Here is a 21,080-nt window from a genome sequence, read left to right as displayed (position 1 = left end):
GCAGCCCGTAAATCGAATGGCCGAAGCCGGCGAAAATCCCCTCCGGCAGGCCGCGATTGCGCCCGGGCGCGGGCAGGCTGTCAGGCAGGGAGGAGCGATACCCCATCCCGAGCGCGCTGCCGCCGGTATCGAGCCGCGGGCAGAGCCGCCACGCCTGCACGCCAAGCAGGGCAGCGCGCCGGGGATCGCACTTGCTGTCCAGCGGTCCGAACTCCGCCGCGCCCGCCACGGAGAGGACCGCGGCGCGATCGACCAGGGCGAGACGACCCCTGCATTGCCCGAGGAGGTGCCCTGTCCGGGGAGGCCGCGGTCGGTCAGCCGTACCCGGACGTCGCGCAGGGCGAGCGACGGCGCGCAGACCGCCAGCGCCGCCATGTCGGCGGCGAGCGACGGGGCGATGAACTCCAGCCCAGCCAGCGCCAGCAGTCAGCGCCCCCAGCCCGGGATCGGCACGGCAAGGACGCCGACCACACCGCCCGGAGCTTCGGCAGCGCGCCCTTCGGCAGGCCCTCGAGCCCCTGCTTGCGCACCATCAGGTGCACCAGGGTGAAGAGGCCGAGGGAATGCAGCAGCGCCGGGAAGATCGCGTCGATGACGATGGTCGTGCAGGGCAGCTCGAGGACCTCGGCCATGATGAAGGCGGCGGCCCCATGGTCGGCAGAGTGATCTGCCCGCCGGCGAAATGGCCGGGATAGCCGAGCCGCTTCATGTCGGGGATGATCAGCGCGCCGAGCCCAGTGCGCTGCGCCACCACGCCGAAGAGCGCAAAGTGGAGACGATGGTCGAGGTCACCCGGAGCGTGACGCCGAAGATGCCCTCCTGCGGGACGTACATGGACGACAAGAAGCTGCGGACCTTCGCGCCCGGGTGCTGCAGGATGTCGGGGAAAAGCGGACCGAAGAGCGTAGCTTATGAAGCGGCGGACGATCAGCGGCAGCACCCAGCCCAGCACGATCAGCGGGCTGCCGAAGACCATGTCGTAGGAGGTGGGACTGCCCATCCGGAAGGTCTGTTCCTCGGTCCCGAGCCAGCTCACCCGCGCCAGCCGAAACCGACGTCGAGCGCGCTCGCGACAACGAGCGCCTTCAGCCCGAGGTCGGGGATGCGCACGTTGCCGACCCGCCAGGCGAGGCGCGCAGCGCCGTGGCGCCGCGCGTCGCGAAGGTGGGGAACAGGGCTTAGGCCAGCGCGAAGAGCCCGGCGAGATGCCAGCCCATGCGCCCGTGATCCGCCCACAGGCCGAAGCCCGCGGCGCGGAGATGGCAGAGCGCGAAGGCCAGCGACACGGCGCGCAGGACAAGCCGCATGGCCGGGGTCACGGCGCGGCTGGCGTCCCCTCGACGTACTTGCGTTCGATCTCGGCGAGATCTGCGGCGCTCAGCGCGGGCTCGGTGCCGGCGGTGGGGGAGATGCTCATGGGCCCGCCTCTTTCGCGCACCGCGGGAGCCGCCTGCGGGAGGGATCACTTCAACATGACGACGTCGCGGTAGCGCCTCTCGGCGCCCGGGTGCAGCGGCACTCCGAGGGCCGCAATGCCGTCGCGCTTGGCCCCGAGACCGGCGCGGTTCTCGATCGTGGCGCCGGCGGGCATCACGAGGTGCAGGTTCTCGGGGCAGAGATTGGCGGCGACGCGCAGCCTGTCATGCACCTTGCCCTCGAAGGTGGGGACGCCGTGGCAGGCGTCATGCACGATGTCGGCGGCGACGAGCCCGGCCTCGAGTTTGCCGTTCTGCAGGGCGGCGGCGTTGAACACCGAGGCGGTGGTAGATTGCGAGGGTGGCGGTCGGCCCCAGCACGCCGCATTGCCCCCCCCACCCGCGCAGGGGCGCGAGCCCGGAGGGGCCCGGATGGCGTTGATGATGGAGCCGCCGATGGGAAAAGGGTGCCGCCCGCGCCGCCGGTGCCGATGCGGAAGAAGGTCGGTTGCTGGGCGATCGCGGTGGTCCTGAGAAAGGTCATTAACATCATCCAGCTCACTGCCCTCCGGGAAGTCATCCAACCCGCCTCGCTCAGCCAGGCTGCGCGCACCCTCGCCTGCATGCCGGGGTCCGCGAGCTTCCTCGTGCCCCGGTTCCTGTCGGACGTGCGGGGTGCGCAGCCCGACATCACGCCCTCGCTGCTGACCCGGACCACGCCGCGGCTCCGCCAGCTGGCAGGGAGCCGGTCGATCGGTTTCGGTTTCGGAGATCATTTTCCGGGCAGCCAGACTGCCCGAATTGTCAGCGAGCAGGTCCTGCGGACGAAGTGCCTCTGCGCCGTGCCCGCCGGATCGCCGTTGGTGCAGGCCGAAGCGGTGGGCCTTGCCGCTCTCGCCGGTGTCCGGGCGGATGTGCAGCGAGACCGGCGCCGGCGTGGTGTTTCGCCCGCTAGCAGACCCGGTCTCCTAAACCTGCGCGCTCCACGCCCCGCTACACCGGCCCGCCCCGCGGCTGGCGGGTCGGGGCAAGAGCGCGTGGATGGCCAAAATGCAGCGCCTGCTCGTGCTTGCGGGAGCCGGGGGCAGCATCGCCGGGGTCAGCGCAGCGCGCGGGCGACCTGCTGGGCAAACTTCGCCGAAGCGACCGGCAGCGTTCGCCCGCGCATCTGGCCGAGCAGCAGCAGCCCCGCCTCGATGTCGTCGCGATGGATCGGCCGCAGGACGAGGCCGGAGCCGGGGGAGGGCGGGATGCCGATCGGGATCTGGAAGCCGACCACCTCCTCGTAGAGCACGTATTGCCGCATCAGCTCGAAACTGTCCGCCTCGACCACGGGCCGCAGGGACAGCGACCGCCCGCGCGTCGCCTGCTCGAGGAGGTGCCGCACGCCGTATTGCGGCGAGGGGACGACATGGCGCTCGGCAAGGCAGTCGCGCAGCCGCAGCACGTCGCGCCGGGCCAGCGGATGGGATTCGGAAAGCACGGCGCAGACCGGCTGCTCGGTCGACTGGATCACCTCGAAATCGACGAGGTGCACCGGCTCGAACACCAGCGCAAGATCGGTGGCGAAGGTGCTGAGCTCCTGCTCGGCCTGGGCGCGGTCGCGGATGCGGATCGAGAAGGTCACGCCCGGGTGCTCCCTGCGGTAGAGCGCCACCTCGCGCGGCAGGAAGACCGGGTTCAGCGCCTGCGAGCAGGCGATCGAGACATGGCCCCGGCGCTCGCCGCTCAGGTCGGCGATCTGGCTGCGCACCCGGGCAAGGTCGCCGACCTGCGCCTGGATGTGCTGCATCAGCAGCTCGCCCGCCGGGTTCAGCCGCACGCCGCGCGGCAGGCGCTCGAAGATCGGCGCGCCGAACTCCTCCTCGAAGCTCTGGATGCGCCGGTTGAGCGCCGAACTGGTGATGTTCATGTCCTCGGCGGCGCGGCGGATCGAGCCCGCCCGGGCAACGTCGCGGATCATCATGAGGGTGACGAGATGGCGCATGAGGCCCTACTGCTGCAAATTTTGCACCGGATTGCTGAAATCATAGCAGTAGAAGTCAGCGCTGCACAGCGGCACGATGATCTCCAGGCGCCTGGCGGTGCCGGGATCCGGCTCCGCCGGGGCCTGCCAGCCCGATGCACCCCTCGCGGAACCCCTGACCCTCATGCACGAAGACCAGGCAGATCAGCTCACCCTTGCGAAGGCGACCGTCGCCGGCGGCAGGCGGCTGCAGGTCATGGGGGTCGCGGGGGAGGGGACGCGCCCCGGCCCGTCCGGACGCAGGCGCCGCGATCAGGCGCGGCGCATCGGGGCGGGATTTGGCTCAGGCGTCGAGGCTGACATGCGCCGAGACGATGCGCCAACCTTCCGGGCGGCGCATCCAGACCTGGCTCTGCGCGCCGCGCCGTCCCGAACCGAGCCGGCGGTACTCGCAGGTGGCGGTGCCGAAATCGGCGCTGAAGGCGGTGATGCGCACCTCGCTCAGCTCGCGCGCGATGTCCGACACGTCGCGGGCCTTGCGGAAACCGGCGATCTGGTCGTGGCCGTAGAGGCCGCCGCCGGGCGAGAGCCGGGCCGCGCGCGGGTCCTCCCAGAAGAAGCCCGTCAGCCGTTCGACGTCATTCGCCCCGAGCGCCGCCTCGTAGGCCTCGAACTCGGCCCGGATCTCGGCCTCCACCGACGCCCTGTCGAACTCTTCCATCCCATCCGCCTCCGCATGTGCCGGGGCCTCGCCGGGCTCCCGGCAGAAAGGAATGCAAGAAAATGATCCTCGTGCAACTGGCCGCCGAGCCGGCCCCCCTGAATTTCGACCCGGCGCGCAGCGCTCTGATCGTGATCGACATGCAGCGCGACTTTCTCGAGCCCGGCGGCTTTGGCGAGACGCTGGGCAATGACGTCTCGCTCCTGCAGGCGGCGGTCGGCCCCTGCGGGCTGGCGCTGGAGGCGGCGCGGCGCGCGGGCATGCTGATCATCCACACCCGCGAAGGGCACCGGCCGGACCTTTCGGACGCGCCACCCGCCAAGATCCAGCGCGGCGTGCCGAGCCGGCGCATCGGCGATCCCGGCCCGATGGGGCGCATCCTCGTGCGCGGCGAGCCCGGCCATGACATCGTCGCCGCGCTCTATCCCGCGCCGGGCGAGGTGGTGCTGGACAAGCCGGGCAAGGGCGCCTTCCACCAGACCGACCTTGCGCAGGTCCTCGGCAATGGCGGCATCGACACGCTGATCGTCTGCGGCGTGACCACCGAGGTCTGCGTGCACACCACCATCCGCGAAGGCAATGACCGGGGCTACCGCTGCGTGGCCCTCGGCGATGCCTGCGCCTCGTATTTTCCGGAATTCCACCGTGTCGGCCTCGAGATGATCAAGGCGCAGGGCGGGATCTTCGGCTGGGTCAGCGACGCGCAGAGCTTCGCCTCCGCCCTAACCGCCGGTGAACAGGCGGCCTGAGACGACCCGGCGGGCAAAGGCACGGCCGGGAACCTTCCGACAGGAGAGAGACAAGATGGACAAGACGACAGTGAAGCTCTGGACCCCGGGCGACTGGAACGCCCTGTTCGGTCTGGGAACCAACGTGCTGGTCAACCTTCTGGTGATGACCGGCCTGCTGAAATACGTGGTCGGCATGCCCGACGAGCTGACCTTCGGGCGCATCCTGCCCGCGGTGGGGCTGATGCTCTTCCTCGGCAACATGTACTACGCATGGATGGGGCTGCGGCTGGCGAAGAAGGAAGGGCGGGCGGATGTCTGCGCGCTGCCCTCGGGCCCCTCGGTGCCGCACATGTTCATCGTGGTCTTCGTGATCATGCTGCCGATCCTCGGCCAGACCGGTGATCCGGTGAAGGCCTGGGAGGCGGGGCTGGCCTGGGTCTTCCTGCAGGGGTTCATCCTGATCGGCGGGTCGTTCCTCGCGCCGCTGATCCGCAAGATCACCCCGCGCGCCGCGCTGCTCGGCACGCTTGCGGGGGTCTCGATCGCCTTCATCGCGATGCGCCCGGCGACCGAGATCTTCATGACCTCGATCATCGGCCTCACCTGCCTTGCGATCATCCTCGTCAGCTGGTTCGGCGGGGTGAAATACCCGCGCGGCATCCCGGCGGGGCTGGTGGCGATCGTCGTCGGCATGGCCCTCGCCTGGAGCGCGGCGGCGCTCGGCATGCCCGAGATCGGCGGCATGGACGCGGGCGCGCTGGCGGCGAGCTTCGCGCATTTCGGCTTCTCGATCCCGATCCCGGCGATCGACCATGTCTTCGCGGGCTTCGAGTTCCTCGGCTTCATCCTCGTCACCGCCATTCCCTTCGGCGTCTACGACCTCGTCGAGGCGATGGACAACGTGGAAAGCGCCGAGGCGGCGGGGGACGTCTACTCGACCACCGAGGCGATCTCGGCCGAGGGGACGATCTCGCTCATCGGCACGCTGCTGGGCTCGCCCTTCGCCAATGCCGTCTACATCGGCCACCCGGGCTGGAAGTCAATGGGCGGGCGGATCGGCTATTCCGCCGCGACGGGGGTCTTCGTGCTGGTCCTCGCCTGGTTCGGGGTGCTCGCGGTCTTCCTCAACCTCGTGCCGGTCGTCGCGATCGCGCCGATCCTGCTCTACATCGGCATGCTGATCGGCGCGCAGGCGTTCCAGACCTCGCCGATGAAACACGCCCCGGCGATCATCCTCGGCATGGTGCCGCACCTCGCGGCCTGGGCAAAGACGCTGATCGACGGCGCGCTCGGCGCGGCCGGGGCGCAGGTCACGCCGGAGCTGGTGGCGGGCATGGCCCAGAACGGCGTGCTCTATCAGGGGCTCGGCGTGCTCGGCAGCGGCGCGATCCTCACCGGGCTCGTGCTGGCCGCCATCGGGGTCTTTGTGATCGAGCGCAACTTCACCTGGGCCGCGATCTTTGCGGGCGCGGGGGCGGTGCTGAGCTTCTTCGGCTTCATGCACGGGCCGGCGGTCGGCTTCGGCGTGACCCCGAGCGTGGCGCTGGCCTACGCGGTGGTGGGCGTCTTCCTCTACCTCTGCCCGAAGCTGGCGGTCGCCGAAACGGCGGCGGGCAGCCTCGAGCCGGTCTCCGAAATCCAGCCCGCCGAATGACGGGAATGGACTACGAGGCCTATATCGACGCGGTGTCGGAAATGATGGACCTGCCGATCGCGGCGGGCCATCGCCCCGGCACCGCCCGGTTCCTTGCGATCGCCGCCGAGATGGCGGCGATCCTCGGCACGGTCGATCTCGACGACGGGGAACTGGTGCTGGCACCGGTCTTTCGCCCCCCAAACCCCGGAGAGACCGGCGATGCGTGATCTGCAATGGGCCATGGCCCACGAGATCGCCGAGCGCGTCGGCAGCGGCCAACTGCGGGCGCGCGACGTGGCCGAGGCGGCGCTACGGCGCATCGCGGTGCTGAACCCCGAGGTGAACGCCTTCACCGGGGTGACCGGCGAGCGCGCCCTCTCCGAGGCCGACGCGGTCGACGCCGCCATCGCGGCGGGCAGGCCGCCCGGGCCGCTGGCCGGGGTGCCCTTCGCGGTGAAGAACCTCTTCGACGTCGCGGGCCTGCCCACGCTGGCCGGCTCGCGCATCAACCGCGACCGCGCGCCGGCGCGGCGCGACGCGACCCTGATCCGCCGCCTGCGCGCGGCCGGGGCGGTCCTGACCGGCACGCTCGGGATGGGCGAATACGCCTATGACTTCACCGGCGAGAACAGCCACGAGGGCGCCTGCCGCAACCCCCACGACCTTGCCCGGATGACCGGCGGCTCCTCCTCGGGCTGCGGCGCGGCGACGGCGGCGGGGCTCGCGCCGGTCTCGCTCGGTTCCGATACCAACGGCTCGCTGCGCGTGCCCGCCTCGCTCTGCGGGGTGTTCAGCCTCAAGCCCACCTATGGTCGGCTGACCCGTGCCGGGACCTTCTCCTTCGTCGACAGCCTCGATCACCTCGGACCCTTCGCGCGCTCGGTCACCGACCTCGCGCTGGCCTATGACGCGATGCAGGGGCCGGACCCCGAGGACCACGGCTGCGCCGACCGCCCCGCCGAGCCCGCGCGGCCGACCCTGGAGGACGGCATCGGGCGGCTGCGCTTCGCGCGTCCGGGTGGCTGGCTCGCGGCCCAGGCCGGGCCGATGGCCCGCGTCGCGGCGGCGGCCGTCGCGCATGTGCTCGAGACCGAGGGCTGTTCCCGCCACGAGGTCGCGCTCGACGGGGCCGCGGCCGGGCGCGCCGCGGCCTATCTCATCACCAATTCCGAAAGCGCCGCCTTCCACCTCGATCGCCTGCGCAGCCGCGCGGGCGAGTTCGACCCCGACACGCGCGACCGCTTCCTTGCCGGCGCCCTGCTCCCTGCCGCCTGGGTCAGCCGCGCCCAGAGGGTGCGGGCCTGGTGGCTGGCGCAGGCGATGGAGGCCTTTGGCAGGGTGGATGCGCTCATCCTCCCCGCGACTCCGGTGCCCGCGCCGCTGCGGGGCGACAAGGTCCTGACGCTTGGCGGCGAGGAGCGGCCGCTGCGGCCCAATCTCGGCCTGCTGGCGCAGCCCTTCTCTTGCATCGGCCTGCCGGTGGTCACGGTCCCGGTCTTCCTGCCGGGCGAGCTGCCGATCGGCGTGCAGATCGTCGTTCCGCCCTGGCGCGAGGAACTTGCGCTGCGCATCGCGCGTGTGCTGGAACGGTCGGACGTCGCCTGCGCCCGGCCCCCGGCGCTCTGCAGCCTGGGGTAGCTCTGACCAGCGCGACGATCGCGGGGCCTGCCCTGATTTGAAGCGGGCGGCGAGGACATCCTCGCCGCCCGTTTCCTGTTCAGCGTGTGCCTGCGATCAGCTTGCGGCGGAAGGTGCGATCTCCGGCGCCTGTGCCGCGGCTTGGGCGAGATAGCCCCGCCAGCCGCCAAATTCGGAGACGTCGCGCGCGGTCTCGACCGCGATGCCTTCGCAGATGAACCCCACCTCCTCGCTGCCGTCGCTCAGCACCACGGTGCCGAGCCCCAGAGGCGCGGGGATGCCCGCGAGGAATGTGCCCACGGCTTCGGTCGGCAGCGCCCAGACCTCGCCCGCGATGGAGCGCCCTCCGCCCGACTGGCGGCTGAGACCCGGTCGCTGCGGCGGGCCGCCGGCAAGTGCGTAGAGGCTGTAGCAGGGCGCGGTGAGGCAGGATTTCAGGAAGCGCCCGCCCAGCGAGACCAACTCGCCGTTGAGCGCCATGCCCGACATGTGCGCGCCGCAGACGAAGATCGCCAGCTCGTCCGGTCCCGCGCCGCCCGGCAGCGCGGGCGCGGCGGGGCGCTCCCAGCCGGTCGCGCCCATCGGGCCGTCCTCGACCAGCATCGCCGCCGACGCCAGCAGCGCATCCGCCCCGGCGCGGCCGAGGAAGGTGACGCTGCCCGGCCGGCCGTCGCCGCGCGGCCCGCAGGGCACCGCGATGCCGCTCATGTCGAGGAGGTTCACGAAATTGGTGTAGGTGCCGAGCAGCGAGTTCGGCCCGATCGGGTCGGCGGTGATCTCGGCCACGGTCACGAGGCGCGGGATGGTCGGCACGCAGAGCATGTCGATCCCGGCCATGAGCTCGGTGCAAGTCTTGCGCAGCGCGGCGAGCCGGTACTGCCCGCGGAAGGCGTCGACCGCGCTCAGCCCCAGCCCCGAGGAGATTATCTGCCGGGTGACCGGGTGCAGCGTCTCGGGCTTCTCGGTGAGCCGCGCGCCAAGAGCGGCGGTGCGCTCGGCGATCCAGGCGCCCTCGTAGAGCAGCCGGGCGACCTCGTAGAAGGGCTCGAAATTGCGCTCGACGACGTCGGCCCCGGTGGTGCGCAGCCGGGCCAGCGTGGCCTCGAAGCTGGCAGCCTGCTCGGCGTCGCCGTCGGTAACCAGCGTGTCGCGGGTCGGCACGGCGATGCGCAGGCGCGGCGGCACAGGGGCAAGGCCGCGGGCGGGCAGCGCGCGGGAATAGGCATCGGCGGGGTCCTCGGTCCGCGTCAGGGCAAAGACCTCGAACGCGTCGGCGACGGTGAGCGCGAAGACCGAGATCGTGTCGAGCGTGCGGCAGGCCGGGACCATGCCGCCCGAGGAGAGCGCACCGAGCGTCGGCTTCAGTCCGACGATGCCGTTGAGCGCCGCGGGCACCCGGCCCGAGCCCGCCGTGTCGGTGCCGAGCGAGAAGGTGGCGATCCCCTGCGCCACCGCCACCGCCGAGCCCGAGGAGGAGCCGCCGGGCACGATCTCGGGGTCGAGCGCGTTCAGCGGCACCGGGTAGGGGCTGCGCACGCCGACGAGGCCCGTGGCGAACTGGTCGAGGTTGGCCTTGCCAAGGCAGATCGCCCCTGCCGCGAGGAGCCGCGCCACGACGAAGGCGTCGCTCTCGGCCATGTAGGCGAAGTCGGGGCAGGCGGCTGTGGTCGGCATCCCGGCCACGTCGATATTGTCCTTCACCACGAAGGGGATGCCCCAGAGCGGCCGGCCCTCGCGCGGGCCGAGTGCGGCGGCGGCGGCAAGTGCCACGTCGCGGGCGTCGTGGATGAGGATGCCGGTGTCCCCCGTGGCGTCGAGCCGGGCATAGGCCAGCGCGATCACCTCCTCGGGGCGGGCTCCGGCGTCGTAGGCGGCCCGCAGCGCGGGCAGGGTGAAGGGCAGGTCGTCGGTCATCTTCGGTCCTTCGGAGGCTTGCATGGGGCGGTGTGTCAGGCCGCGGCGGTGGGGATCGGGGCCTGCGGCGCGGCCTCGAGCAATTCGCGCGTATAGGGGTGGGCGGGGCTGTCCATGACCTCCTCGACCGGGCCGGCATCGACGATCTGCCCGTCCTTCATCACGATGACATGGTCGCAGAGCATCCGCACCACGTTGAGGTCGTGCGAGACGAAAAGGTAGCTCATGCCGAGCCGGGCGCGCAGGTCGGCCAGCAGGTTCAGCACCACCGCCTGGATCGACACATCCAAGGCCGCGGTGGGCTCGTCGAGGATCAGGAAGTCGGGATCGGTCGCGATGGCGCGGGCGATGCCGACGCGCGCCTTCTGCCCGCCCGAAAGCTGGTGCGGAAAGCGGTCGAGCAGGTGCCCGGGCAGGCCGGTGAGGCTGGCGAGTTCCTCGACCCGCGCCGCCAGCGCCGCGCCGCGCAGCTCGGTCATCCGTTTCAGCGGCTCGGCGATCGACTGGCGCGAGGTGTGGCGGGGATTGAGGCTGTCGGTGGCGTCCTGGAAGACCATCTGGATCCTGCCGCGCAGCGGGTTCCGGGCAAACTCGGCGGCGGGCATCTGTGCGAGATCCGCGCCGCGGTAGAGCAACTGGCCCGAAGTGGGATCAAGGAGCCGCACCAGCATCGCCGAGGTGGTGGACTTGCCGCAGCCGGACTCGCCTACGAGCCCCACGGACTGGCCCTCGCGGATGGTGAAGGAGATGTCCCTCACCGCATGCACCGGCCCGGACTTGCCCTGGTAGGTCTTGGTGAGGTTGCGCACCTCGAGGAGCGGCGTCTCGGCCACCACGTGCGGAGCGAGCGGGCGGCGCTCTTCCTGCGGCAGGAGTTCGCGGATGCTCACGCCGCGCCGGGGCGTAGCGTCGACGAGCTTGCGCGTGTAGGGGTGCGTCGGCGCGCTCAGCAGCCGCTTCGGCGCGCCTTCCTCGACGATCTGCCCGTCCTTCATCACCACGATCCGGTCGCAGTACTCCGAGGCGAGCCCGAGGTCATGGGTGATCAGGATCGACGACATGCCGCGCGCGGTCACCAGCCCGTCGACGAGGTCCATCACCGCCTTCTGCGTGGTGATGTCGAGCCCGGTGGTGGGCTCATCCATGATGAGCAGCTTGGGATCGCAGGCAAGCGCGATGGCGCAGACCACGCGCTGGCACATGCCGCCCGAGAGCTCGAAGGGATAGGCGTCATAGCGCGCCTCGGCGTCGCGGATCTTCACCGCCTCGAGCGCGGCGATGGCCTTTTGCCGCGCGTCCTGCCGCGTCGCGCGGGCGTGCTGGCGCAGCACGTCCTCGATCTGGTGGCCGACCTTGCGGATCGGGTTGAGCGCGGCGCGCGGGTTCTGGAAGATCATCGAGATCTCGCGCCCGCGCAGGTCGCGCATGTCGCGCTCGGCTGCCTTGCGCAGGTCGATCCCCGAGTAGATGGCGTCGCCCGCCTTGATCCTTCCATTGGCGTCGAGGATGCGCATCAGCGCGTAGGAGGTGACGGACTTGCCCGAGCCGCTCTCGCCGACGATGCCGAGCCTTTCACCCCGCGCCAGTTCGAAGCTGATGCCGCGGACGGCGCTCACCTCGCCCTTGCGGGTGCGGAAGGCGACCTGGAGGTCCTTGATGCTGAGCATGGGCGGGTCCTTTGGGCTGGGGGCGGATCGCGGGGGGCGCTGCCCCCCGCACCCCCCGGAGTATTTGTGGAAAGATGAAGGGGGGCGGCGGGCTCAGGTGCGGCGGCGGGGATCGACAATGTCGCGCAGCCCGTCGCCCATCAGGTTGAAGGTGAAGACGGCGAGCATCAGCCAGAGCCCCGGGAAGAGCGCGAGCCACCATTCGCCCGAAACGATGTAGTTCGCGCCCTCGGCCACCATGATCCCCCATTCCGGGGTCGGCGGGCGCACCCCGAGACCGATGAACGACAGGCCCGCGGCGTTGAGGATTGCCCAGCCGAGGTTGAGCGAGACCTGCACCATCATCGGCGGCAGGGCGTTGGGGAAGATGTGCAGCGCCAGCACCCGGGCATCGGAGTTCCCGGCGAGCTTTGCGGCCTGGGTGAAGCCCGCGTCGCGGCGGATGTTGACCTCGGCCCGCACCAGCCGCGCGTAGAAGGGGATGTTGATGATCGCCGTGGCGTAGATGATGTTGGCCACCGAGTTGCCGAGCGCGGCGACGATGCCCATCGCCAGCACGAAGAGCGGGAAGGCCATGATCGTGTCGAGCACCCGGCTCAGCACCGTGTCGATCCAGCCACCGCGGTAGCCGGCGACGGCGCCGAGCCCAAGACGAAGCTCAGCGCCACCGCCGCGACCGAGATCACGAGATCGAGCCGCGTCGCCACGATGACCCGGCTGAAGACGTCGCGCCCGAGGTTGTCGGTGCCGAACCAATGCGCCGCCGAAGGGGGCTGCAGAGCGGCTGCGGCATCGGTGGTGAGCGGATCGTAGGGCACGATCGCGGGGCCGACGAGGGCCGAGACCAGCAGCCCCGCGAACATCGCGAAGCTGAGGCCCGTGACCGGGTTCTCGCGCAGCACCCAGAGGATGTGGCGCAGCGTGCCGGAGCCTTTCGTGGCGGGGGCGGCGGGCGCCGTGTCTTCCACTGTCATGTCGGTCATTTGGCGGATGTCCCGAAGCGCGGATCGATCACCGAGTAGGCCAGATCGATGAGGAGGTTGAGCAGCACGAAGAGCAGCGCCATCGACAGCACGAAGCCCTGCACGGCGGCATAGTCAGAGACCACCAGCGCCTCGACCGCGTAGGAGCCGATGCCGGGCCAGGCGAAGACCTTCTCGACCAGCACGTTGGCGCCGAGCACGAAGGAGAAGACCATGCCGAGCGTGGTGACCACCGGCAGCAGCGCGTTGCGGAAGGCATAGCCGTAGAGCACCTTGCGCGGCGCGAGCCCGGCGGCGCGGGCGGTGCGTACGTAGTCGGCCGAGAGCGCCGAGAGCATGGCGGCTCGGGTCATCCGCGCGATCGGCGCGAGGGTGAAGAGCGCCAGCGTCACCCCCGGCAGGATCAGCTGCCTGAGCGCGCCGAACCAGGTCTCCCAGTCGCCGGCGAGGGCCGCGTCGATCAGGAAGAAGCCGGTGACATGAGGCGGGTCGAGGTAGATGAAATCGAGGCGCCCGAGCGGCGAGGGCGCGATGCCGAGCAGGTAGTAGAAGACGTAGACCAGCATGATGCCGGTGAAGAAGGTCGGCAGGCTGACGCCCGCGGTGACCAAGAGCCGGCAGAGCTGGTCGACCCAGCTGCCGGGCCGCGTCGCCGCCAGCACGCCGAGCGGGATCGCCACGGCGCAGGAGAGGATCAGCGCGAAGAGCGTCAGCTCGAGCGAGGCGGGCAGGCGGCTCGCGAGTTCCGAGACCACCGGCTGGCCGGTCGAGACCGACTGGCCGAGATCGCCGCGCGCCAGCTGGCCGAGATAGAGCCCGAACTGCTGGACGAGCGGCTTGTCGAGGCCGAGCGAGGTGCGGACCTGCTCGATCGACTCCGGCGTCGCCATGGCCCCGGCGAACTGCGCCGCCGGATCGCCGGGCAGGGCGCGCGTCAGCAGGAAGGAGATCACGATCACCCCGAAGAGCACCGGGATCGCCTGCGCAATGCGAAGTCCGATGGCGGTGCCGCGCGCGCCCATGGCTCAGGCGCTCGCCGGGCTGAGGCTGCGGATGTCAAGCTGGCGGTGGAACCAGAACTCGTAACCCGAAGCGCCGTTCACCGCGACGTTGAGCGCCGGCTGGTAGAGCGGGATGCGCGGCAGGTCCTCGAAGGCGATCTCGAACATGCGCTTGATCTTCGGCGCATACTCGGGGTCGTCCATCGCCATGTGCAGCGTCTCGTTGGTCAGCGCCTCGACCTCCTCGTTGAAGTAGTTCGACGAGTTGAAGAGGTGGTCCTTCTGGTAGGCCCAGAAGAAGTAGTAGTCGGGCGTGTTGAGCCAGCCGCCGAAGTTCTCGAGGTGCATCGGCAGGCGCTTCTCGACCAGCGAGGCCGTACGCCAATTGGCGCCGGGGATCTTCTCGAGCTCGACGGTGATGCCGATCTTGGCGACGGCCTCCTGGATCAGCAGGGCGGCGGGCTCCATCCACGAGGCGAGATCCGTGGCAATCGAGAGCGTGGTCTCGAACCCGTCCGGGTAGGCCGAGGCGGCCACGAATTCCTGCGCGGTGGCCGGATCGGTGGCATAGGGCGACTTGCGCGGCCAGGCGGTGTCGGTGATCTCGGCCGGCCCGCCCCAGAGCGGCGCGCCGCGGCCATAGGCGGCGGCCTGGAAGATCGCCTCGTAGGGCACCACGGCGGCGATGGCCTTGCGCACGTTGGTATCGCGGAAGGGCTCGAAGATGGTGTTGAGGCAGAGCGTGTGGATGCAGTTCTCGACCGGGGTGGAATAGACCGTCAGCTTGTCGGCGAGTTCCGCCGCGTCCTTGTCGGGAATGTCGAAGGCCACCTGCACGTCGCCACGCTCGACCAGCGCGCGCTGGGTCGCGGCCGAGGGCACCTCGCGCATGATGACGCGGGCGTAGGAGGGCACCGGGCCGCCGACCCAGGACTCGTTGCGCTCGTAGACCAGCTGCTGGCCGGCGTCCCAGCGGGTCACCTTGTAGGCACCCGAGCCGATGGTGTTCTTGTGCAGGTACTCCATCGCCCAGGGGTCGTCGGCGGTGGCGTTGGCCTTGGCGAGCGTCGCGTTGATGATGAAGGGCACCGGGACCGCGAGGTCGGGCAGCGACAGCTTCGACGGGCGGTCGAGCTTGACCACGAAGGTCTTGGCGTCCACCGCCTCGAACTGGTCGGGGCGCTCGAGCCCGCCTGCCTTCATCTGCACTGTGGGGAAGCCGCCGACGGTGACGGCGCGGTCGAAGGACCATTTCACGTCCTCGGCGGTGACCGGGCTGCCGTCCTGGAAGGTGGCGTCCTTCAGCGTGAAGGTGATCACCATGCCATCGTCAGAGATCGTCCAGCTTTCGGCCAGCTCGGGCTCGAGCGTGGCGTAGTCGTAGCTGAGCCCGCCGCCCGGCGCTTCCTTGGTGCCGAAGGTCACCAGCCGGTCGTAGCAGTTGATCGCCACGGCATAGCTCGCGCGGTTGGTGCCGGTGCGGTGCAGGTCGAGCGAGTTGATCGTCTGCGCGGTGACCGCGACCAGCGTGTCGCCCGAACCGGCGGCAGCGGGAAGCGCGTGGATGAAGGGCATGGCCGTGATCGCGGCGCCGGTCTTCAGGAAAGTGCGACGGGTTGTGCTCATTTCGGGGGCTCTTCCTGCTGAGATGCCAATGTCCCCGTCAGGTTGGTGTATCTGCCGTGTTGCGCAAAGTGCTATGATTTCACAGGTCCGGTGCATTTTATGCACCACGTGAGGGGTGCGGGGAAATGAAGCATTTTCAGACGTTTGCGCTGATCGAGGCGGTGGCGCGCTCGGGCTCGATGCGCAAGGCTGCCGAGGACATGAACCTGACCGCCTCGGCGCTGAACCGGCGCATAAGGGGCTTCGAGGCGGAGTTCGGCTCGCCGATCTTCGAGCGCATCCCGGGCGGGGTGCGGCTGAACCCGGCGGGCGAGATGGTGCTGCACCATTACCGCATGTCGAAGTCGGATTTCTCGCGCGTGCAGAGCCAGGTGGCCGACCTCTCGGGCGAGCGGCGCGGGCACGTCCGCATCGCCTGCTCGCAGGCGCTGCTGCCCTATTTCCTGCCCGAGCAGATCGCCCGGTATCGCGCCCAGCATCCGGGCGTCACCTTCACCGTCAAGGTCCGCGACCGGGCGCAGGCCGAGCAGGAGCTGGCAAGCTACGCCTCGGACATCGCGCTGGTCTTCGAGCCGGTCTACCTCGTCGATTTCGAGGTGCTCGAACTGGTGCCCCAGCAGGTCCACGCGATCCTGCGCAGCGACGACCCGCTTTCCGCGAAGACCGAGCTGCGGCTCTGGGAATGCCTCGATGCGCCGAGCGTCGCGCCCGATGCCAAGTACGGCGTGCGGCACCTGCTGGACCTCGCGGCGCGGCGGCTCGGCCGCAGCATGAGCCCGATCCTCGAGACCGAGAGCTTCGAGCTGATCCGCCACTACGTGCTGCACGAGCGGGCGATCGGCTACCAGATCCCGATCGGCTTGCAGCAGCCCGGCGACGGCAGGCTGGCCTTCCGGCCGCTCTCGGAGAAGGACGTGGCGGCGGGGAGCCTCATCCTCGGCCAGCTGCGCGGGCGCACGCTGCCGGTGGCCTCGGCGCGTTTCGCGATGCAGCTGGCGGCCGCGCTGCACCGGGAGTGAGCCGGGGGGACCGGCTCAGTAGAGGCCGAGGTTCTCCTTGATGTAGATCTCGATGCGGATGCGTTCCTGCGAGGCGAGCGGCTCGCGCCCGTCGCTGCGCGCCTTGAGAACGCGGATGGCGCTGCGCACGAGGTGCCCGGGGTTCTGGGCGATCACCGCGTCGAGCGTGCCGTTGCGCAGCTTCTCCTCGCTGTAGCCGGTGCGCTCGTGGGCGATGATCACCTGGCGCATCGGGTCCGACGCGCCGCAGAGCGCCTCGAGCGGCAGGCGCACCTCGGAGCTCATCAGGTAGGCGCCGACGATGTCGGGGTGGTTGGCGTAGGAATTGGCGATGACCATGCGCGTGCGCGCCGGATCGCCGTAGGTTTCGACCGAGGGCAGGGCCGAGAGGTTCGGGAAATCCGCCGTCAGCACCGTGTCGAAGCCGAGCCGCCGCTCGACGCTGTCGAGCGAGTTCATCGTCTCGGCCACCACGAGGATGGTGCCCTTCCGCTCGCCGAGAAAGCGCCCCATCAGCCGGCCCGCCGTCGCTCCGGCCGAGTTGTTGTCGACGCCGACGAAATCGAGCGGCCTGAGGCCCGGCTGGCCCGAGATGAATTGCACCACCTCGACGCCGCGCTCGATGAGGCGGGTGGTGGCGTCACGCACCTGCGGGCTTTCGGGGGCCATGATCGCCACGCCGTCGACCCGCGCGGGAGAGACGCGGGAGAGCGCCTGCGCGGTCAGGTGCGGATCGTTCGACAGCACCCGGCGCATCGAGATCTCGAGCGACTCGGAGAGGAAGGCGGCGCGCGATTCCTCGATGCGCTCGACCAGCGTGGCGAGGAAGTCGTCGCCCGCCTCGGGCAGCAGGAACTGGAAGCGGTAGCGCCGTCCGCGGGCCAGGTTGGCGGCGGACTGGTTGCGGACAAATCCAATGCGCTCAATCGCTTCGTTGACGGCCTTCACCGTCTTTTCGCGCACACCCGGGCGTGCGTTCAGCACGCGGTCCACCGTCGCGAGGCTGACGCCTGCGGCCTTGGCGAGGTCTTTGGTGGTGGGGCGCATGGGGAAGCTCTGCTCGGTCATCTGACAGGGAGTCTTGTTTGTTTTCAGATGGAAGGCAACCACTATGAGGCACGTACCTCAGAAATCGTTTGATCTGAGGCACGTACCTCACTTACCCTTGGTAAAGATAATCGAGTCGGGAAGAGGAGAGCCCGGCCTTATCTCTGGGAGGATGCAACAATGAATATCCGATATACCGTTCCGGCGGCTGCCACCGCCTTGCTCGCCATTGCGGGCACGGCGCAGGCGGATGATCTGACCCTCTGCTGGGCAGCCTGGGATCCGGCCAACGCGCTGGTCGAGCTGTCCAAGGATTTCGAGGCGAAGTCCGGGAACAACATGTCGTTCGAATTCGTGCCCTGGCCGAACTTCGCCGACCGCATGCTGAACGAGCTGAACTCCGGCGGAAAGCTCTGCGACCTGATGATCGGCGACAGCCAGTGGATCGGGCTTGGCGCCGAGGCGGGCCATTACGTGAAGCTGAACGACTTCTTCGAGGCCAATGGCATCTCGATGGACGACTTCATCCCCGCCACGGTGACCGGCTATTCCGAATGGCCCAAGGGCACGCCGAACTACTGGGCGCTGCCGGCCTTCGGCGACGTGGTCGGCTGGACCTACCGCAAGGACTGGTTCGAGCGGCCCGAGCTGCAGGCCGAGTTCAAGGAGAAATACGGCCGCGAGCTGAAGGCGCCCGACACGCTCGACGAGCTCAAGGACATCGCCGAGTTCTTCCAGGGCCGCGACATCGACGGCACCACGGTCTATGGCGCCGCCATATACACCGAGCGCGGCTCGGAAGGCATCACCATGGGCGTGACCAACGCGCTCTACAACTACGGCTTCAGCTACGGCACGCCCGAGGAGCCCTACAAGCTCGAGGGGGTGGTGAATTCGCCCGAGGCGGCCAAGGGGCTCGAGTATTACAAGGCGCTCTACGACTGCTGCACGCCTCCGGGCTCGTCCGACTGGTACATGTCCGAGGATATCGACGCCTACAAGTCGGGGCAGGTGGCGCTGCAGATGAACTTCGCCTTCATCTGGCCGGGGGTCGAGGCCGACCCGAACGTCGGCGGCGGCAAGTCGGGATACTTCCCGAACCCGGCGGGTCCGGACGGGCATTTCGCCCAGCTCGGTGGGCAGGGGATCTCGGTCGTCTCCTACTCCGACAGCCAGGACGCGGCGCTCGAATACATCAAGTGGTTCGCCCAGCCCGAGGTCCAGGCCAAGTGGTGGGAGCTCGGCGGCTATTCGGCGCTGAAGGCGGTGGTCGAGGATCCGGGCTTTGCCACCAGCCAGCCCTACGCGCAGACCTTCCTCGACTCCATGGCGATCGTGAAGGACTTCTGGGCCGAGCCCGCCTATGCCTCACTGCTGCTGTCGATGCAGGACCACGTCCACAAGTACGTGGTCGCGGGTGAGGGCACGGCGCAGGAGGCGCTCGACGGCCTCGTCGCCGACTGGACCGAGATCTTCCAAGACGAAGGCAAGATGTGAGCCTCCGCAGGCCGCAGCGTCCACGGACGGGCGGTCCCGGGCGCGGGGTCGGTCAGCACGACGATCCCGCGCATCCCGCCGAACGAAGCGAAGAGACCCGTTCCATGTCCCAATCCGTCATCACGCGCGCCGCCGAGGCGACGCCGCCAGGCCTTGCACGCAGGTTCCGCGGCCTGTCCGACCGGACCATCGCCTGGATCTTCGTCGCGCCGACGATCTTCCTGCTGCTGGCGGTGAACATCTTCCCGCTGATCTGGACGATCCGCCTCAGCTTCACCAACTTCCGCGCCAACCGGCCGAACGCCGGGGTCGAGTGGATCGGGCTGCGCAACTACGACCGCATCCTCACCGACAGCGACATCTGGCAAACGATGCAGGCGACCGCGCATTTCCTGTGCTGGACCATCGTGCTGCAGGTGCTGATCGGCTTCAGCCTCGCATGGCTGATCAACCGCAAGTTCAAGGGCAACGACCTCTGGACCACGATCATCGTGCTGCCGATGATGCTCTCGCCCGCGGTGGTCGGGAACTTCTGGACCTTCCTCTACCAGCCGCAGATCGGCCTCTTCAACTACGTGGTGGGCTTCTTCACCGGCGCCGATCCCACCAGTTTCTCGATGATCGGCAGCGTGTCGCTGGCGCCCTGGGCGATCATCATCGTCGATACCTGGATGTGGACGCCTTTCGTGATGCTGATCTGCCTCGCCGGGCTGCGCTCGATCCCGGACTCGATCTACGAGGCCGCCGAATGCGACCGGGCGTCGAAGTGGCGGCAGTTCTGGACCATCACCGTGCCCATGGTGCTGCCGTTCCTGATGCTGGCGGTGCTGTTCCGGGGCATCGAGAACTTCAAGATGTTCGACCTCGTGGTGCAGCTGACCGGCGGCGGCCCCGGCTCCACCACCGAGCTCACCTCGATCAACCTCAAGCGCGAGGCCTTCGAGAAATGGCGTACGGGCTATGCCTCGGCCTACGCGATCATCCTCTTCGTCACGGTCTTCGGCCTCGCCTCGATCTACGTGAAGGCGCTGAACAAGGTGAAGGAAAGATGAGCGGCTATTCGATCACCGAACCCTCGCCGCGGCAGAAATGGGTCGCGGGCACGCTGGTGGCGCTCTACGCGGTCATCACCATCCTGCCGCTGGTCTGGATCATCGCCACCGGCTTCAAGTCCTCGGCGGATGCCATCGCCTACCCGCCGAAGGTCGTCTTCACCCCCTCGCTCGAGGGCTACGTGAACCTCTTCACCACGCAGACCCGGCAGACCGCCGAGTATTTCGCCACCCACCCGCCGCAGACCTGGTACGAGCGCATCGTGCAGTCCAAGGGGCTGACCATCGCCGGCCCGTCGCGCTTCGGCGAGCGCTTCATGAACTCGGTGATCATCGGCTTCGGTTCGACCTTCCTCAGCGTCTTTCTCGGCACGCTCGCGGCCTACGCCTTCTCGCGCTTCAAGGTGCCGCTGAAGGACGATTTGATGTTCTTCATCCTCTCGACGCGGATGATGCCGCCCATCGCCGTGGCGATCCCGATCTTCCTGATGTTCCGCTCGCTCGGCCTGTCGGACACCCACGCGGGGATGATCCTGCTCTACACGGCGGTGAACCTGTCGCTCTCGGTCTGGCTGCTCAAGGGCTTCATCGACGAGATCCCGCAAGAATACGAGGAGGCGGCGCTAATCGACGGCTACACGCGCTTCCAGGCCTTCACCAAGGTGGTGCTGCCGCAGGCGGCGACGGGCATCGCCTCGACCGCGATCTTCTGCCTGATCTTCGCCTGGAACGAATACGCCTTCGCGGTGCTGCTGACCTCGGGCACGGCGCAGACCGCGCCGCCCTTCATCCCCACGATCATCGGCAACGCCGGGCAGGACTGGCCCGCGGTGGCGGCGGGCGCGACGCTCTTCCTGCTGCCGGTCATGGTCTTCACCATCCTGCTGCGCAAGCACCTGCTGCGCGGGATCACCTTCGGAGCGGTGCGCAAATGAGCAAGGCAACCCTGACGCCCGAAGACCCCGTGTCTTCCGAAACCGCCCCAACCGGACGCCGCCTCTTCCGGCGCGGTCCCTGGGAGATGACGGCCTCGATCCTGATCGGCCTCGGCGTGGTGATGCTGATGCAGCCATTCTTCCTCTGGGCCTACAGCTGGTCCTTCCCCGTCACGCTGATCGGCACGGTGATGTTCATCATCGTCAGCCACTTCCCCGAATAGCCCGGAGC

21 protein-coding genes and 1 pseudogene are annotated in these 21,080 nt (G+C 69.2%); 10 read left to right on the top strand and 12 right to left on the bottom strand.

Translation table 11 applies throughout. The annotated features are described in order from the left end of the window. Window positions 1–314: 314 nt before the first annotated feature. The 3 genes from PVT71_RS17580 to PVT71_RS17570 all read right to left on the bottom strand — a co-directional run bounded on the left by PVT71_RS17580 (window position 315) and on the right by PVT71_RS17570 (window position 1,999). Window positions 315–632 carry a hypothetical protein gene (locus PVT71_RS17580; protein WP_353475365.1) on the bottom strand — a complete coding sequence of 106 codons (318 nt, stop codon included), beginning with the start codon at window positions 630–632 and terminating at the stop codon, window positions 315–317. 546 nt (window positions 633–1,178) lie between these two features. Continuing rightward, a complete protein-coding gene (locus tag PVT71_RS17575) occupies window positions 1,179–1,307 on the bottom strand; it encodes a hypothetical protein (RefSeq protein WP_353475364.1) in 129 nt (42 codons plus the stop codon). 155 nt (window positions 1,308–1,462) lie between these two features. Then, window positions 1,463–1,999, bottom strand: a complete 537-nt coding sequence (locus PVT71_RS17570) for a TAXI family TRAP transporter solute-binding subunit (protein ID WP_353475363.1) — start codon at window positions 1,997–1,999, stop codon at window positions 1,463–1,465. Between PVT71_RS17570 and PVT71_RS17565 the strand changes: the two are divergent. Then, window positions 1,907–2,308: pseudogene (locus tag PVT71_RS17565) on the top strand (LysR substrate-binding domain-containing protein); the annotation flags it as partial. The gene PVT71_RS17570 and the pseudogene PVT71_RS17565 sit on opposite strands and share 93 nt — an antisense overlap. Window positions 2,309–2,514: 206 nt before the next feature. Here the strand turns inward: PVT71_RS17565 and PVT71_RS17560 are convergent. Together PVT71_RS17560 and PVT71_RS17555 are read right to left on the bottom strand one after the other, a co-directional pair. Beyond that, complete coding sequence (locus tag PVT71_RS17560; RefSeq protein WP_353475362.1) at window positions 2,515–3,402, bottom strand: LysR family transcriptional regulator; 888 nt, start codon at window positions 3,400–3,402, stop codon at window positions 2,515–2,517. Window positions 3,403–3,724: 322 nt separating this feature from the next. After that, a complete protein-coding gene (locus PVT71_RS17555) occupies window positions 3,725–4,102 on the bottom strand; it encodes an AtzH-like domain-containing protein (protein ID WP_353475361.1) in 378 nt (125 codons plus the stop codon). 62 nt (window positions 4,103–4,164) lie between these two features. Here PVT71_RS17555 and PVT71_RS17550 point away from each other — a divergent pair, with 62 nt between their 5' ends. From PVT71_RS17550 to PVT71_RS17535, 4 genes are read left to right on the top strand one after another with little or no spacing between them, the layout of a single operon-like run. Beyond that, window positions 4,165–4,851 carry a cysteine hydrolase gene (locus PVT71_RS17550; RefSeq protein ID WP_353475360.1) on the top strand — a complete coding sequence of 229 codons (687 nt, stop codon included), beginning with the start codon at window positions 4,165–4,167 and terminating at the stop codon, window positions 4,849–4,851. A 55-nt stretch (window positions 4,852–4,906) separates the two neighbouring features. Next, entirely contained in the window at window positions 4,907–6,487 is a 1,581-nt protein-coding gene (locus PVT71_RS17545) for a hypothetical protein (RefSeq protein ID WP_353475359.1), read from the top strand. Then, window positions 6,484–6,696, top strand: a complete 213-nt coding sequence (locus PVT71_RS17540; protein WP_353475357.1) for a DUF4089 domain-containing protein — start codon at window positions 6,484–6,486, stop codon at window positions 6,694–6,696. The genes PVT71_RS17545 and PVT71_RS17540 overlap by 4 nt, the downstream gene beginning before the upstream one ends. Continuing rightward, window positions 6,689–8,107 carry an AtzE family amidohydrolase gene (locus tag PVT71_RS17535; protein WP_353475356.1) on the top strand — a complete coding sequence of 473 codons (1,419 nt, stop codon included), beginning with the start codon at window positions 6,689–6,691 and terminating at the stop codon, window positions 8,105–8,107. Before PVT71_RS17540 ends, PVT71_RS17535 begins: the two co-directional genes overlap by 8 nt. Before the next feature lie 96 nt (window positions 8,108–8,203). On the opposite strand, the gene atzF is transcribed toward PVT71_RS17535, so the two are convergent. From atzF to PVT71_RS17505, 6 genes are all read right to left on the bottom strand, one after another. Then, window positions 8,204–10,021, bottom strand: coding sequence for an allophanate hydrolase (atzF, locus tag PVT71_RS17530; RefSeq protein WP_353475355.1), 1,818 nt, complete (start codon window positions 10,019–10,021; stop codon window positions 8,204–8,206). A 35-nt stretch (window positions 10,022–10,056) separates the two neighbouring features. Then, complete coding sequence (locus PVT71_RS17525; protein WP_353475354.1) at window positions 10,057–11,688, bottom strand: ABC transporter ATP-binding protein; 1,632 nt, start codon at window positions 11,686–11,688, stop codon at window positions 10,057–10,059. Window positions 11,689–11,781: 93 nt separating this feature from the next. Beyond that, complete coding sequence (locus tag PVT71_RS17520; RefSeq protein WP_353475353.1) at window positions 11,782–12,291, bottom strand: ABC transporter permease; 510 nt, start codon at window positions 12,289–12,291, stop codon at window positions 11,782–11,784. Beyond that, entirely contained in the window at window positions 12,285–12,671 is a 387-nt protein-coding gene (locus PVT71_RS17515; protein WP_353475352.1) for a hypothetical protein, read from the bottom strand. The genes PVT71_RS17520 and PVT71_RS17515 overlap by 7 nt, the downstream gene beginning before the upstream one ends. Further along, the gene (locus PVT71_RS17510; protein ID WP_353475350.1) at window positions 12,668–13,693 is read right to left on the bottom strand and encodes an ABC transporter permease; all 1,026 of its coding nucleotides are present in this window, start codon (window positions 13,691–13,693) and stop codon (window positions 12,668–12,670) included. The genes PVT71_RS17515 and PVT71_RS17510 overlap by 4 nt, the downstream gene beginning before the upstream one ends. A 3-nt stretch (window positions 13,694–13,696) precedes the next feature. Continuing rightward, window positions 13,697–15,298: an ABC transporter substrate-binding protein gene (locus tag PVT71_RS17505; RefSeq protein WP_353475349.1), complete on the bottom strand. Its 1,602-nt coding sequence runs from the start codon at window positions 15,296–15,298 to the stop codon at window positions 13,697–13,699. A gap of 125 nt (window positions 15,299–15,423) precedes the next feature. Here PVT71_RS17505 and PVT71_RS17500 point away from each other — a divergent pair, with 125 nt between their 5' ends. Continuing rightward, a complete protein-coding gene (locus PVT71_RS17500) occupies window positions 15,424–16,317 on the top strand; it encodes a LysR family transcriptional regulator (RefSeq protein ID WP_353475348.1) in 894 nt (297 codons plus the stop codon). Between the two features lie 15 nt (window positions 16,318–16,332). On the opposite strand, the gene PVT71_RS17495 is transcribed toward PVT71_RS17500, so the two are convergent. Continuing rightward, entirely contained in the window at window positions 16,333–17,385 is a 1,053-nt protein-coding gene (locus PVT71_RS17495; RefSeq protein WP_353475347.1) for a LacI family DNA-binding transcriptional regulator, read from the bottom strand. Window positions 17,386–17,544: 159 nt separating this feature from the next. Between PVT71_RS17495 and PVT71_RS17490 the strand changes: the two genes are divergently transcribed. The 4 genes from PVT71_RS17490 (at window position 17,545) to PVT71_RS17475 (ending at window position 21,072) form a co-directional block, all read left to right on the top strand. Beyond that, window positions 17,545–18,861 (top strand): extracellular solute-binding protein, encoded by a 1,317-nt coding sequence (locus PVT71_RS17490; protein ID WP_353475346.1) that lies wholly within the window; start codon window positions 17,545–17,547, stop codon window positions 18,859–18,861. A gap of 104 nt (window positions 18,862–18,965) precedes the next feature. Further along, window positions 18,966–19,913, top strand: coding sequence for a sugar ABC transporter permease (locus PVT71_RS17485; RefSeq protein WP_353475345.1), 948 nt, complete (start codon window positions 18,966–18,968; stop codon window positions 19,911–19,913). Then, window positions 19,910–20,848 carry a carbohydrate ABC transporter permease gene (locus PVT71_RS17480; RefSeq protein WP_353475344.1) on the top strand — a complete coding sequence of 313 codons (939 nt, stop codon included), beginning with the start codon at window positions 19,910–19,912 and terminating at the stop codon, window positions 20,846–20,848. The genes PVT71_RS17485 and PVT71_RS17480 overlap by 4 nt, the downstream gene beginning before the upstream one ends. Continuing rightward, window positions 20,845–21,072, top strand: coding sequence for a hypothetical protein (locus PVT71_RS17475; protein ID WP_353475343.1), 228 nt, complete (start codon window positions 20,845–20,847; stop codon window positions 21,070–21,072). Before PVT71_RS17480 ends, PVT71_RS17475 begins: the two co-directional genes overlap by 4 nt. Window positions 21,073–21,080: the final 8 nt, after the last annotated feature.

This window comes from Salipiger sp. H15 (assembly GCF_040409955.1).
Lineage (GTDB): Bacteria > Pseudomonadota > Alphaproteobacteria > Rhodobacterales > Rhodobacteraceae > Salipiger.
Note: the sequence above shows the minus strand (reverse complement) of the source record. Positions and strands in the feature narration are given on the sequence as shown.

Bases quoted from the DNA above. Each gene is read 5' to 3' on its own strand.
- PVT71_RS17575 (WP_353475364.1), bottom strand. From the start codon at position 1,307: ATGCGGCTTGTCCTGCGCGCCGTGTCGCTGGCCTTCGCGCTCTGCCAT.
- PVT71_RS17580 (WP_353475365.1), bottom strand. From the start codon at position 632: ATGGCCGAGGTCCTCGAGCTGCCCTGCACGACCATCGTCATCGACGCG.
- PVT71_RS17475 (WP_353475343.1), top strand. From the start codon at position 20,845: ATGAGCAAGGCAACCCTGACGCCCGAAGACCCCGTGTCTTCCGAAACC.
- PVT71_RS17515 (WP_353475352.1), bottom strand. From the start codon at position 12,671: ATGACCGACATGACAGTGGAAGACACGGCGCCCGCCGCCCCCGCCACG.
- PVT71_RS17555 (WP_353475361.1), bottom strand. From the start codon at position 4,102: ATGGAAGAGTTCGACAGGGCGTCGGTGGAGGCCGAGATCCGGGCCGAG.
- PVT71_RS17480 (WP_353475344.1), top strand. From the start codon at position 19,910: ATGAGCGGCTATTCGATCACCGAACCCTCGCCGCGGCAGAAATGGGTC.
- PVT71_RS17490 (WP_353475346.1), top strand. From the start codon at position 17,545: ATGAATATCCGATATACCGTTCCGGCGGCTGCCACCGCCTTGCTCGCC.
- PVT71_RS17505 (WP_353475349.1), bottom strand. From the start codon at position 15,298: ATGAGCACAACCCGTCGCACTTTCCTGAAGACCGGCGCCGCGATCACG.
- PVT71_RS17510 (WP_353475350.1), bottom strand. From the start codon at position 13,693: ATGGGCGCGCGCGGCACCGCCATCGGACTTCGCATTGCGCAGGCGATC.
- PVT71_RS17545 (WP_353475359.1), top strand. From the start codon at position 4,907: ATGGACAAGACGACAGTGAAGCTCTGGACCCCGGGCGACTGGAACGCC.
- PVT71_RS17560 (WP_353475362.1), bottom strand. From the start codon at position 3,402: ATGCGCCATCTCGTCACCCTCATGATGATCCGCGACGTTGCCCGGGCG.
- PVT71_RS17495 (WP_353475347.1), bottom strand. From the start codon at position 17,385: ATGACCGAGCAGAGCTTCCCCATGCGCCCCACCACCAAAGACCTCGCC.
- PVT71_RS17525 (WP_353475354.1), bottom strand. From the start codon at position 11,688: ATGCTCAGCATCAAGGACCTCCAGGTCGCCTTCCGCACCCGCAAGGGC.
- PVT71_RS17500 (WP_353475348.1), top strand. From the start codon at position 15,424: ATGAAGCATTTTCAGACGTTTGCGCTGATCGAGGCGGTGGCGCGCTCG.
- PVT71_RS17540 (WP_353475357.1), top strand. From the start codon at position 6,484: ATGACGGGAATGGACTACGAGGCCTATATCGACGCGGTGTCGGAAATG.
- PVT71_RS17535 (WP_353475356.1), top strand. From the start codon at position 6,689: ATGCGTGATCTGCAATGGGCCATGGCCCACGAGATCGCCGAGCGCGTC.
- PVT71_RS17550 (WP_353475360.1), top strand. From the start codon at position 4,165: ATGATCCTCGTGCAACTGGCCGCCGAGCCGGCCCCCCTGAATTTCGAC.
- PVT71_RS17485 (WP_353475345.1), top strand. From the start codon at position 18,966: ATGTCCCAATCCGTCATCACGCGCGCCGCCGAGGCGACGCCGCCAGGC.
- atzF (WP_353475355.1), bottom strand. From the start codon at position 10,021: ATGACCGACGACCTGCCCTTCACCCTGCCCGCGCTGCGGGCCGCCTAC.